Source organism: Paenibacillus amylolyticus (genome assembly GCF_003719335.1).
GTDB classification, from domain to species: Bacteria; Bacillota; Bacilli; order Paenibacillales; family Paenibacillaceae; genus Paenibacillus; species Paenibacillus amylolyticus_D.
This window is the reverse complement of record NZ_RIAS01000005.1, coordinates 292,696-306,392: the sequence shown is the minus strand read 5'-3', so window position 1 is coordinate 306,392 and position 13,697 is coordinate 292,696. Positions and strand designations below refer to the sequence as shown.

At 45.6% G+C, this 13,697-nt stretch carries 7 protein-coding genes; all 7 read right to left on the bottom strand.

The annotated features are described in order from the left end of the window. Nucleotides 1-21: 21 nt before the first annotated feature. Nucleotides 22-3,072, bottom strand: a complete 3,051-nt coding sequence (locus EC604_RS12090) for a glycoside hydrolase family 2 TIM barrel-domain containing protein (protein WP_123064408.1) — start codon at nt 3,070-3,072, stop codon at nt 22-24. A 175-nt stretch (nt 3,073-3,247) separates the two neighbouring features. Continuing rightward, entirely contained in the window at nt 3,248-4,078 is an 831-nt protein-coding gene (locus EC604_RS12085) for a carbohydrate ABC transporter permease (RefSeq protein ID WP_123064407.1), read from the bottom strand. Continuing rightward, nucleotides 4,071-4,970 (bottom strand): carbohydrate ABC transporter permease, encoded by a 900-nt coding sequence (locus EC604_RS12080; RefSeq protein ID WP_123064406.1) that lies wholly within the window; start codon nt 4,968-4,970, stop codon nt 4,071-4,073. The genes EC604_RS12085 and EC604_RS12080 overlap by 8 nt, the downstream gene beginning before the upstream one ends. Before the next feature lie 130 nt (nt 4,971-5,100). Then, nucleotides 5,101-6,399, bottom strand: coding sequence for an extracellular solute-binding protein (locus EC604_RS12075; protein WP_192895096.1), 1,299 nt, complete (start codon nt 6,397-6,399; stop codon nt 5,101-5,103). Between the two features lie 331 nt (nt 6,400-6,730). Beyond that, nucleotides 6,731-8,500: a cache domain-containing sensor histidine kinase gene (locus tag EC604_RS12070; RefSeq protein ID WP_123064405.1), complete on the bottom strand. Its 1,770-nt coding sequence runs from the start codon at nt 8,498-8,500 to the stop codon at nt 6,731-6,733. 23 nt (nt 8,501-8,523) lie between these two features. After that, complete coding sequence (locus EC604_RS12065) at nt 8,524-10,065, bottom strand: response regulator transcription factor (RefSeq protein ID WP_123064404.1); 1,542 nt, start codon at nt 10,063-10,065, stop codon at nt 8,524-8,526. 276 nt (nt 10,066-10,341) lie between these two features. Beyond that, nucleotides 10,342-13,416, bottom strand: a complete 3,075-nt coding sequence (locus tag EC604_RS12060; RefSeq protein WP_240036835.1) for a X2-like carbohydrate binding domain-containing protein — start codon at nt 13,414-13,416, stop codon at nt 10,342-10,344. Nucleotides 13,417-13,697: the final 281 nt, after the last annotated feature.

Below are 13,697 nucleotides of genomic sequence, written 5' to 3'. Positions count from 1 at the left end.
TTCTTGCCGTATATTTCCCTGTTACAGTGAACGAATAACGAATTCAAAGCTCAGCTCACCATTGGAAGGAATTTGATATTCCGGATGTACCGGAGCGCCCCAGCTATCGTCACCGCCAACACCCATTTGTTTGCCGGCTACCGTAACGACAGTGTAATGCACGGGTGGCAACTCATACACATGCTGCGCATTTTCCAATTCAAACGCTGTATATGGTGAAACATTCAACTCTACCGGTGCACCGGAAGCTTCAATTTTGAAACCACGTCCAGCATTGTCCGTTAGCTTAGCCCAGCGTACCCCTGTACGGTTACCCGACTCTTGCGGTACGAGATATGGAGCCATCGTATCTGCAACCTTGCTGCCATGGATGCCCAGACGAGCGCCAAATGCGCGATCCGAATAGTTTTCCTCTGGTCCCATCGCCAGCCATTCCACGTTCTCATAATCTGGAGATGTTCTGAAAGACAATGCGTGGATTGGCAAGTTTGGCAATCCTTCGGTACCTTTGTACGTGTTATGCACATGTACACTTCCATCGGCAAGCACCGTATAGATCACTTTCACCTCTACATCTGCCGAGATGTTCAATTTATAGGTGAACTCAATCCGGTATTGATCCGATTTTTGTTCATGCTTCCATTCTACAGAACGCGGCAACAGGCTGGCAGCATACCATGCACCAAGCTCGAAGCCCATTGCTGTACCCTTATCATTGTCTGTCGTTGCACGCCAGAACAGTGGTGCAGGCGGGATCGCAATTGTTTCACGACCGGAGAACTTCAGGGAAACCAGTGTTCCAAACTGCTTGGAGAACAACGCATGCGTTTGACCAACGCGAACGCCGATGTTGACGTCACCTTCGACCACCTGAATATCGCTCACAACGTTTTTATCTGTTGCAACAGATGCTTGGCTACCTTCTTGGGTGAAAATAAACTGGCCAAATGCTACTTCGTAACCTTTGTCAGCCCACAGCGTTGCTTCTTTCAGTACAAACGCCACGTTGACAGCATATTCGCCACCTTCAAGAGCCTTTGCATTCAAAGGAAGCTCTACTACGGTTTCACTTTCCGCAGCAACATTTACATCCAGTGTGCCGCGCAATACTTCATGCCCTTCATGCTCCAGGCTGTACACCAATTCAAGCGCAGATGTGTCTGCGAACAGGTTCTGATTTACAATTTTAACGCCGTCACGACTTGGGAACAGCTTGATATTTTGATACAGGAATTTAACCTCCTGCATTTTAGCTGTCACTTTACGATCTGCGTGCACAATCCCGTTACCGCAGAACGAATAGTCTGATGGACGATCGCCGAAGTCCCCGCCATATGCCAGATACTCTTTACCGTAACGATCTTTTTTGTAGATGGATTGGTCGATGTAATCCCAGATGAATCCACCTTGATACATCGGATATTTGTCTTCCAGTTCCGTGTATTTATGCATACCGCCAATGGAGTTACCCATCGCATGCATGTACTCACAGCTAATATATGGTTTAGTCGGGTTATCGTTCAGGAACTCCTCGATGTCAGCCGGTTTTGCATACATCCGGGATTCCATGTCACTTGTGTCATTGAAACGGCGGTCGTGGAACACACCTTCGTAATGAACCATACGTGTTGGATCTGCCGATTTGAAGTATTGGGACACTTTGTAGATCACTTCACCACCATGGGATTCGTTACCACAAGACCAGATCAGAATGGACGGATGGTTTTTGTCACGTTCCACCATTGAAATTGCACGATCCATAACAATGTCATGCCATTCCGGCTTATCGCCAGGGATTACCCATGAAGGCTCAACAGCGCCAAGCTTTTGCCAAGAGCCGTGCGTTTCCAGGTTCATCTCATCAATCACATAGAGTCCGTACTCATCGCATAGTTCGTACCACAAGCTTTGGTTCGGGTAATGTGATGTACGAACGGCATTCATATTGTTTTGTTTAATCGTACGCACATCCCACAGCATATCTTCCTTCGTGATCGCACGACCACGACGCGGGTTGAACTCGTGACGGTTTACGCCTTTGAACACAATACGCTTGCCATTAATGTGCATCACTTTGTCGATCATTTCGAATTTGCGGAAACCAACGGCTTGAGGAACAACTTCCACAAGGTTGCCAGCTGCATCATACACACGGATGTACAAACGATACAAATACGGAATCTCTGCACTCCAGAGGTTGACTTGGCCAATTTCTTCACGCAGTTGTAGCAGACCGTCGTCCACGACATTCCCGTCTAAACGTTTAACTGAGTTGCCCTCTTTGTCCAACAGCTCAGCTTCGATCCGCGCACCTGTTGCCGCTTTTCCTTCCAGTTTCAGATCGAGTTCCAATGTACCATTCGTATATGAAGCATCCAAATCGGTACGAACATGAACATCACGAATGTGTGCAGCCGGCACTGTGTACAGATATACATCTCTGAAAATACCGGAGAAACGCCAGAAGTCTTGATCCTCTAACCAGCTGCCTGTGCTTCGTTGGTATACTTCAACCGCCAGTTTGTTCTCTCCATCTTGCAGGAACGGTGTCAGGTCAAAGTCAGATGGTGTGAAGCTGTCTTCCCCGTAGCCTACGAACTCTCCGTTCAGCCATACATAAAATGCTGATTCCACACCTTGGAACGAAATGTATACCGGATTCGCTTCCCAGCCTGCTGGCAGATGGAATGTGCGAATGTAACTACCCACCGCGTTTTTATCCTGCGGCAGAGCCGGCGGACGAAGTTCATTCAATCCATCCCACGGATATTGCGTATTCACATATTGAATCTGTCCGTAACCTTGAAGCTGGATATGTCCCGGTACTTCGATATCATCCCAGCCTTCGCTGGAGTACTCGGACGTATAAAATAGTTCAGGACGGCAATCCGGACGAATGGAATAGTTGAATTTCCATGTTCCATTCAGATCGTAACGAAGTGCCATCTCAGCAGAAGCCACAGCCTCTTCCATCGTTTGATAATAGCGGTGATCGGAATAGGCATGAAGACGGTTTACCTCAAATACACTTACGTCCCCTAACCAGTTGATATCTGCTTTTGTTGCTTTCATCGGCTCTCTCTCCCTCTATAATGCGAATTTCGTTATGAGTTTTCGTTGTGAGTTCATTGAAGCTTACGCTTAGTGTTTGATTCTGCTTCTATACAAAAAAGATAGAGGTACGCCTGTACAGGCGTCCTCCCTTCTTTCCTGCATTCGTCCAGTTGGACGTGTTATGCACTTATGCTTATTTTACGGAACCAACCATACCTGCAACGAAGTGTTTTTGCATAATGAAGAACACCAGTGCAGTTGGAAGTGTTGCAATAACAACTGCGGTCATGATAACCCCGTAATCCGGAGCATAACCTGCACCCAGGTTGGAGATCAGGAGCGGAATGGTTTGCTGATCCGGCGTTTGCAATACGATGAGTGGCCACAGATAGTTGTTCCAGCTGCTCATGAATGTAATGATCGCTGCTGCTGCGTAAGTTGTTTTCATCGTAGGCATATAGATTTTCAAGAAAATCCCCAGTTCGCTCAGACCGTCAATACGTCCAGCTTCCAGCAAATCTTTCGGGAACATTTTGGTGTTCTGACGGAAGAAGAAGATCAGGAACGCTGTTGTGATGGTCGGGATAATAACCGAAGCCATCGTATTAATTCCGATTGCCGGTGCTGCACTCGAAATGGTTGCAAACATCCGATAGAGCGGAATCATAATCGCTGCAAACGGGATCATCATCGACATCAACAGGATGTTAAACACGACATCGCGGGATTTTGTGCGGAATACTTCAAACCCGTAACCTGCCATGGAACCAATCAAGAGAGCAAGAATGGTTGACACGATCGAGATAATCGCTGAATTGCCCAGTGCCTGAATCAGATTCGTGGTGTCGAGCAATTTATTGATGTTTTCAATCAAAGCAGAGCCCGGCAGCAAAGTGCCTCTAGTTACGTCTACCGATTTGTTTGTAGCGCTGACGATCATCCAGAAAAATGGGAAGATGGAAATAAAAGCGACGACGGACAGGAAAACATATGTGAAAATGCGTTTTGCTCTTGATTTAGCCATTTTTATTATCACCTGCCACTTTGAACTGGATGATGGACAAAATAATGATCAGAATTACGATGGAATACGAAACGGTTGCTGCATAACCGAAGTCCGGTGAATATTTAAACGAAAGGTTGTAGATGTATTGTGAGATCGACATGGTCGCGTTACCCGGACCACCTTTGGTAATATTCATAATTTCATCAAAGATTTGCAGTGTACCAATCGTTGATGTAATGGATGTAAAGAGAATAATCGGTTTAAGCAAAGGTACAGTGATTTTGAAAAATTGAGTGAAAGCATTCGCTCCGTCAATCTTCGCTGCTTCATAGATCGATTGATCGATGTTTTGCAAGGATGACAGATAGAAAATCATGTTATATCCGGTCCAACGCCAAGTAACGGCGATTATGATCGTAATTTTAGCCCAGAACGGGTCAGTAATCCATTGAATTGGTGTGCCGATAATGTGTAAACCCATCAAAGCCTGGTTTACCATACCGTCCGGTGCGAACAAATACTTGAATACAACCGAGTAAGCAACAAGTGAAGTTACACAAGGCAAGAAAATTGCTGTACGGAAAAAGCTCCGGAAACGCAGTGTGCTGTCATTCAGCAATACGGAAATGAACAAACCGAGAATGATCATTAAAGGTACTTGAATGATTAAGTAAATAAACGTGTTTGATAATGCCGTACGGAACGTGGTATCAACGAGCAATCTTTTGTAGTTTGCGAGGCCCGAAAACTCAAGGTTGGCACCTTTGCCTGACTTGAATGATAAGAGCAGCGCTTGAATCATCGGATAGAAGTAGAATGCTACAATTCCGACAACAGCCAGCAAAACAAAAGCCCATCCAGTCAAATTATTTTTCTTTTGGAGACTGTCTCCTGTATTTATGGCTTTCACAGTATGGCTCCTCTCTCTCCATGCAACATGGGTAGAACCTACAGAGCCTCTCACCATGTCCAGCTCGACTTGCGCCGGACAAGGGAGATGGCTCCGTTGTTTCCTAGGTTCTATAAGTTACCTTGGGATATTAGTTTAATTGTGCCTCAGCTTGTTTTTGCGCATCATTCAGAACGTCATCAATGGATTTACCGTTCAGGTATGCTTGCATTTCAACAACCAAGATATCTTCAATTGCATAAGTGTTGCTACCATAGTTTACTTTTGGAATTTCTTTAGTCCAGTTAGCAAAATCAGCGAAGATTTTTTGACCACTGAAGAACTCGTCTGGTTTGTTGTATGCATCACCATCAACAGCCGGTGTGTACGTACCGATTGCACCGATTTTAGTCAACAATTCTTGATACAACTCTTTGTCAGAACCAAAAGTTTTAGCCATGAAGTCAGCCGCTTGATCTGCACCAGGAACATCGTTCATGATATACCATGAGCTACCACCCAAGTTGGATGCGTGTACAGAGTTTGCTTGACCAGCCATTTTCGGCATTGGAGCTACAGCCCATTTACCGGATTGGGAAGCTTCTTGACGAACGGATGGTGAGAACCAGTTACCTGTAGGAATTGTTGCTACGTCACCGTTATTGGCATTGGCAACGAATTGGCTCCAGTCGGAGTGCAATTTAACAACGTTAGCATCCATCATTTTTTTGTATGTTTCGAACGCTTCTTTCAATGCAGGGTTGTTGTTCAGATCAGGTGTTTTACCATCTTCAGCTGTGTACCATTTACCTGCAGTTTGGATCATCATACGGATGATACCCAGGTCGTTCGGGTCCAGAGACAGAAGCTCTTTACCCGTTTTTGCTTTTACAGCTTCACCGATTTTGATGTAATCATCCCATGTGATATCTTGCAGATCAGCAGCTTTGTAGCCTGCTTGCTCAAGCAAGTCTGTTCTGTAGTACAAACCAGCTACGCCGGAGTCAAACGGAATCCCGTATTGTTTACCTTCATAAGAAGTTGGTCCAATTTTATACTCTGCAAAATCGGAAGCTTTGATTGTCGAAGACAAATCTTTGAACGCATCTGGATAAGCACTCAGGAAGCTTTGTGCACGATAGTCTTCAATCAGAACTACGTTTGGCAGACCGCTGCTTGTTCCGGAGTTCAATCCAGTGTTCAGCTTCTGAATGATCGCATCTTGAGCATTCTCAATGATGTTGATTTTCAGATCAGGGTTTTCTTTTTGATAAATGGCTTTAGCTTGCTCCAGAGCAGCGACGTTAAATGCTTTATCCCAAGCCCAGATCGTAATTTCTTTTGCTTTCTCGCCGCCACCACCGCTAGCAGCTTCTTTACCTCCACCGCCGGATGAACATGCGGACAACAGCAATACCGTTACGAGCATCAATACCCACATTTTTTTCAAACCATTCAACTCCCCTTCGACCTCTTTGTTTGTAAATTTGTTTGCGTTTTCTGAAAGCGGTTGCTTTCGATGTATTCATCTTATCATTCCCATTTCTCCATTCGTTAGTAAAAATTTTGTGCAGATTTGTCTTCTTATTGCCACAATGAAAACCTTTACAGAAAACGGTTGCACATAATTTGGTTTTTTGTACTTTCTTTTGATTTTGTACTATTTTGAGCTGAACATTTTACAACTATGCAAGTCGTTTATGATTTGGAATATAAAAAACCCCTCATCTCTGGGTATCAGAAATGAAGGGTCCGTGAATTTTGAAATGTCTATGAGCTATTTAACTTGTAATCAGCGGCAGCGTTACAGTGACTCTCGTCCCCTCTCCGACGTTGCTCATAATCGTCACACCATAGGGTGAGCCATACAGAAGCTCAATTCGGTCATGGACGTTTCGAATCCCTATACCGCTGAATAGCTGACGATTATTTTTCGGATTGGGCAGTGCCCCTTCTACATTAAGTCCTTCAATGCCATCTCCATTATCCATAATCTCGCACACTAATGATTCTCCCGCGCGGGAAACCATCACATGGATCGTGCCTGTTTCCTTTTTGATAAAGCCATGGAAGAAGGCATTTTCGATAAATGGCTGAATCACCAGCTTGGGAACATGATAATGCGTGCAGTCCGGTGCCACGTAAAAGGCTGCTTTAATCCGTCCACCATAACGCACATGATTAATAAAGACATAGTTTTTCAGGTTCTCGACTTCTTGCTCTACCGTCACCGTTTCTCTGACATCACTAATCGTATTTTGCAACAAACCAATCAGTGCATTAATCGTCTCCGCGGCCCGGTCTTTGTTTCCTTGCTGTACCAGAACTTTGACAGAAGCCAAGGTGTTATACAGGAAATGAGGATTAATCTGGCTCTGAAGCGCCGCAAGCTCAGCATTACGTTGCTCCCGTTGCGTCTGTACAAGCTGATCCACGTAATCATGCAATTCATCCAGCATATAATTGTAGGCATGACCTAACTGCCTGCTCTCATAACTGCCGCTGATCGGGATATAGTTATCCAGATCGCTCTTCGTAATGTTGGACATCTGTTTGACCAGTCTGCGCAGCGACTTCGTCATCTGACTCGTAATCAGGAATACCAGCAACAGAGCCGCAAACACAATCGCAGCACAGATCAACGCGACCGTTTTCATATCAATGAGCTGTCCCATCGCAGATTCCTTATCCACGATGTTCACCATATACAAACGGTAAAAGGGCAAATATTCAGATAATATGATGCTATCCTGCCCCATGACTCGTGCCGTAATGTTTTTGGGTGCCGTTTCATTTATGGTTTCGGCATATGATAACAGTTCAGGTTGAGTCGTGCCAATCCAGTCTTCCCGGTTAGAGGATACGATCTCGCCTTTTTCATTCATGATGACGACGTCATTGCCCCGACTTGTAAAATTAGCATAGAACTGACGGAATGACTCTTCTCTCATCGTGATATAAACCGTACCATAAATTCTGCTTCGGGTTCGATCCGTCAACGATTTGGTCGCAGAGATCATTTGCAATGTACCCTCTTTGGTTTGGGCCTGATAGTCATCGAAGATTAGACGGCTGGGCGATTCGGTCGCTGCCTTCGTAATCTTATCCTGTTTTAATTCTTCCGCTGTTTTCTGGATGTATGAGGGATTAGTCGAAAAACTTCGTCCATTTACCCCTGCAATCGTTATACCTACTTCATAAAACTCAATGATGGACTGAACCCGCTTCATCGTTTCACGCATACTGTAATACGATTTGGACATGGTAACCGAATCCCCATCCCCATCCGATAGAAACCCCCGAATAGCTCCACTTTGCGCTACATTGTTCGTCACCGCAGCAATAGAGTCGTTAAACGCATCAAAATTCGTTTTAATCTGGCTCAGCACCTTCGAATTCGTGATACTGAACGTTTCAGTAAACAGGTTGGTCGACATATGAATCGTTGTCCACAATATAAGCACCGATACCAGAACTATACTGACAACCATAACCAGAATTAGCTTGGGGAACAATCCGAGACGCGACAAGCCATTTTTCCACTTTTTCATGAAGTAATCTCATCCATTTCTAGTTAAGCCCAAAATTTACGCCGATAGCGACTTGGAGATAGTCCCGTGAATTTTTTGAACACTTTACAGAAGTAACTGTGATCTGAATACCCTACCATGCTGCTAATTTCCGATATCGTGACATCATCCGATCGCAGCAATTCCTCCGCTTTCTCAATGCGAATCTTATTCAGATATTCATTAAATCCTTCTTTCTTATGTGACGAGAAGTAACTGGATAGATATGACGGGTTAAAATGAAAATGTTTGGCCACTTCGGACAGTCCCAAGGGCTGGTCATAGTTTGCATGCATGTAATCCAGCAACATGGTCATATTCGGATCACTTCGTTTGCCCCCTGAACCGGAAACACATTCCTGAACCTCCGTCATGAATTGATCCAGAACCAGCATCACTTCTGAAAGCGTCGACGCTCCATCCACATTTTTAAAATACGTATATTTACTCTCTTCAAGCCCTGCTGACTGCACATCCATATCTGCCAAAGTAATCGTAACATTAAAGATCAAGTTACCCAAAAATGATTTGATCTCAAATACATCAGCAATGTAGTCTCTCCCTAGTGTCGCTGCATGTTCATGCAAATATTCTTTGGCCGTTTCCACCCGATTGCGTTTTACATGCTGCAAAAACATATTGACGTTGAATTGATACCCAGCAGGATGCATTGGCGGAAGCTCACCATCAATTAGAATCGCACGATTCGTATAATAGAAGCAAAACTCCATTAATTTAAGCAGACGCTCACGATAGATGGTTCCCATCTTTTCAAAAGGATGAAATCTCTCACTAAGCACCCACACCGGAGAATTCTGTCCTGCTCCTGCTTCCGAAGCCCATTCCCTGACCTGTTCAACCGTACCTTCATCTTGCTCAGGTTTCATGTTCAGCAACATAACAGACAATTGGCTGTCAGCTGGTAAAATGGCACATTCAATCTCAGGCATCCGTTTTCGAACCTCAGCTTCAATCTGTTCATGATCCTGATTTTTCAAACTGCCTTCAGCCACCTGAAATGCGAGTAAACGAAAAGCGCCTAACGGAAAGTTTTCCCGAATAACAGGCATTTCGTTGTCTTCGTCCAGCGTAAATCCGGACAACATTTTCTCCATTAACTGACCAAGACGCCAGCCATCATGGGAAGGCTCATATTGAAGCTCCGGTATTTTGCCTGCCGTACGTCTTAGCACTTCCAGAAGTTCATTCGTGTCCAGCTTGGGCTTCAATATGTAATCTGCCGCTCCATGCTGCAATGTAGATCGAACATATTCAAATTCACTGAAACTGCTCAGCACAATAACCTCAATATGCGGATAACCCGCTTTGAGTGTACGAACAAAAGTTTCACCGTCCATAACAGGCATCACGATGTCGGTAATGACAATATCCGGTTTTAACAACGCCACCTGTTGCAAGCCCTCTTCGCCATTGGATGCTTCTCCGACAATATTAAACCCTTCAGCTTCCCAGTTCATGTGGTGCTTAATACCCTGTCTAACCAGAAATTCATCGTCAACAATCAGCACCTTGCACAACCGGTTCATGATCGCGACCCCCCTGTCTCTTCTATCACTCTATATCTGTACCGTTTAACCCTCTATATGTTGGTTATTGAAGTTGTTCTTGTTAGCGGTTACATGAACATTATAATAATCGTACATATTGTTATATCTTAAATCCTATGTTTAAGCAATAGTAACTACTTATAGTTTACACTATAATTCGACAAAACAAGAAGTCCCAAAAACGCCACGACCTAATTGGGCATCTTGAGACCTCTTGTTCATTTTTATTTTCTCAATTCATTCACGGACCGAATGTTACGGCTCCATTCCCCATTCAAGCTGACCGGCAACATATCCTGTTACTTTAGACCAATCAGCGTAAGAGGTATGCGTTCCTTCAAAGGAATAATCGTCCGTTTGATTGTAATTAGTCCAATTGTCTTTGGAAAAGCGAGTCTGGATTTCCGTGCTCTGTCCTGCGTTCAGCGTTCCCGCAGTTGCCTTGAATCCGATTTCTAACACATGATCCGCTCCTGGTAATGCCGGAGTAATGGAACTAAACGTACCGGTAATGTTGGCACTTCCCACAGCAGCCCAATCGCAGAAGAAATTTTGAGGCTGACTACCGTCAATCGTATAGTAATATCGAATTTTTACATCGGACAGATTGAGTGGGGTCGTGCCGGTATTGGTTAATCTGAATTTAGGAGTGATTGAACTGCCTGCAGCTGCCGTTGTTCCATTGTACATCTCGATGCGAATTGTTCCACCTGGGATGACCACTGTTGTATCCTTAATGGTCAGGTTCAGCACCGCAGGATTGCCTGCACTAAACTGGAATGTTAACACAGCTGATCCTTTGGACAATGTGGCTAAATAGTTTTTTGAAAGCACAACCTGGTTACCCGCAACGGTATAGTCGGTTCCGGCTACAAGTATCGTATTTCCGTTCCGAATAGAGGTTAGTGTATGACCGTTAAGTGTTAATGTGACAGGAATATTGGCCTGCTGATCCACATTCAGATCAAATTGAGCCGTTACCGGGGTAATGGTCGAATTCGGGACAGTTGGTGTGCCCCCATTGCCGTTAACCGGGTCCGCATACAGTATTCCGCGTCCGTTGGTACCGAGATAGACTCTGCCATAAATTCGCGGGTCACCTGTAATTGTGGTTACTCGGGCGTACTGATGCTGATCATCATTGATTCTCACCCAGTTCGTACCACCATCATCAGAACGGAAAAATCCGCGAGTTCCATCAATCTGTGCTACGGCATACAAGGCGACAACATTCTGCCCGGGAGCTGCTTTACCAAAACCGATGCTGTCAGCTTCTTCTACATTGGAAAGTTTCGTAAAGGTCGCTCCAGAATCGGTTGAGTGCCACAATCCATAGGGTCCTTCTTCTTCATTCCCTCCAGCAAACCACAGTTCTCCTTCTACACCTGGTACAGCGTCGAGGTCCGAATTGCCTGAGGCAGGGAGCCCGGTAGCTGGAGATACAGTAAATGATGCTCCGCCATTAACACTCACGTAAATTTTCCCTGCGGCGAAGCCATAGAACTTGCTCGGGTTGACTCTGTCGGAAATGACTTTGGCTCCAGCGGGTATGCCCGTGCTTGCCGTCCATGAATTACCGCCGGCAGAGTGGAATACACCGCGATCCGATGTGCTCCATACCAGACGGTTGCCTGTCGCCGAGATGGCAACGGTTCCGCCTCCGGCAGTACCTGACGGCTCTGCGCTTGCTTTGTACCACGTTTTTCCACCGTCGCTCGATAAGCCAATAGACTTCGCGTTGGGATCAACCGTGTAATCCGCTTTACCCACCCGTACCATCGTGTTCGGGCTCAATTCGGCAAAGTCGATACTCTCCGTTGAAGGATAATTCGGATTCGTAAACATCGTCGCTGGAGCTTTGGTCAGATCATCATGACGGAACCCGGCAACATCACCGAGTGCACTGAGCAGATTCGCTCCGCTTGGCGGGCTAATCAAATCCATGACATTGGTTTCTTCAATGCCTTTGGCCATAACGGAAATGTTAATTTTCTTATCCTCGTCCCAATCGGTCAGATTGTTGGTTCCGTAGATGGTTGCCCCCGTTCCATACATCAATCGGTCGGAATCAAACGGATCAATTTCCAGAGCAGCAATCATCCAGCCCAGCTTAGGCGAGATTTCCGGCGGTGCAGGATTCACACCGAAGGTTAACCAAGGCGCCGCGGAAATATCCTGCGTATATCTGAATTTGCGGTCAGGGTAACCTTCAAAATCCCATATCCGAGTCCAAGTATCTCCACCATCCTTGCTTCGGAACAGGATAGCATCCGGCCACCAGGAATTAAGCGTTGCAACCATTAATGTACCAAGCTCCTGTGCATCAATGGCCAAGCCGCCATAACCATAGTAGTTGTCCGAACTGCTGCTTGGTACAGGACTGATGTTCTTCCATACACCTGTTGCTGTATTCAGCTTCCAGACATCCCCTTTCGTCCCATCGTAGGGGCCAGCACCATTACTGTAGGTTATATATAAACTTCCATCTACATCCATTTTCCCATGATGAGGCAGATAACCCGTAGGTTGTCCAGGAACAGCAGTCCAGGTCAAACCGCCGTTGGTACTGCGATATATACTTTCACTTTTATCAGCTACGCCGACATAAATGGTCTGTGAGGCCTGTCCCGCAGAGCCGCTTGTTTCATCAAAAGTGATCCAGGCCAGACCTATGATGTCACTTGTATACTCATTGGCTGGGTTTTCAACATAGTTACCTGGATTCGGGAAACTGGTTACTTCACTCCAAGTCACCCCATAATCTGTACTTTTCCATAATCCGTTGCCGCTGCGAGCTCCGAAATACAAAATGCTGTTATCATTCGGGTCTACAACCAGGCGCTCCCCCATGGAACGTCCAGGCATGTTCCCTCCAACCTTGAAGGGTAACTCGGTTTTCTCCCACGTATCTCCGCGATCAGTGGAACGGAAGATATATCCGTTGTCTTTTACCCATGAGTTCGTATACGTCCCTACCGCCATATACACCCGATCCGGATCAACAGGGTCGGAGGCGAGTGCATCTACCCCGTTATTGTTCCAGTCGTCCCAGCCTACAAAGTCAGTAAGCGGAGTCCAGCTGCTGTCCACCGGGTTCCAGCGATAAGCTCCTCCTATATCGGTGCGTGCATAGATCAAGTCCTTTTCAGATTCATTAAAGATGATGCCGGGTATAAAACCTCCGCCTCCGCCAGTAACGACGCTTTTCCATTCGTAGGCCTCACTCGGCGCCGCCTCTGAAGTTCCTGCCATCCCCAGACCACCCAGTGAAGCTGTAACAATAGCCACACTTAAACTCAGGATTCGGAACTTGCTCATCCACGTTTTCATCTCGACAACTCCTCCTTTTCACGTTTGTACATCTTGGCAATTCGGTCTATCCCCGCTGTCTCATCCTGCTGATGATGGCGTATCAGACGAATCCATACCTAATCCTTTAGAGGAGCCTCACCTCCCTTCACTTCGCTTCATTGTTAAGCGCTTACAAATGTTATCGAAAGCCGCCGGAAAATGGATAATTCTTTCAATAATAACATTCGATAGAAAACGTTTTTCCCCTCTGTGCAAATAACCACTTTCCAAAAAAAATTTGTAATTCTTTGCTTTAGCAA

Excerpts from the sequence above, each read along its gene's own strand:
- EC604_RS12090 (WP_123064408.1), bottom strand. The coding sequence starts at position 3,072 with ATGAAAGCAACAAAAGCAGATATCAACTGGTTAGGGGACGTAAGTGTA.
- EC604_RS12065 (WP_123064404.1), bottom strand. The coding sequence starts at position 10,065 with ATGAACCGGTTGTGCAAGGTGCTGATTGTTGACGATGAATTTCTGGTT.
- EC604_RS12060 (WP_240036835.1), bottom strand. The coding sequence starts at position 13,416 with ATGAAAACGTGGATGAGCAAGTTCCGAATCCTGAGTTTAAGTGTGGCT.
- EC604_RS12085 (WP_123064407.1), bottom strand. The coding sequence starts at position 4,078 with ATGGCTAAATCAAGAGCAAAACGCATTTTCACATATGTTTTCCTGTCC.
- EC604_RS12070 (WP_123064405.1), bottom strand. The coding sequence starts at position 8,500 with ATGAAAAAGTGGAAAAATGGCTTGTCGCGTCTCGGATTGTTCCCCAAG.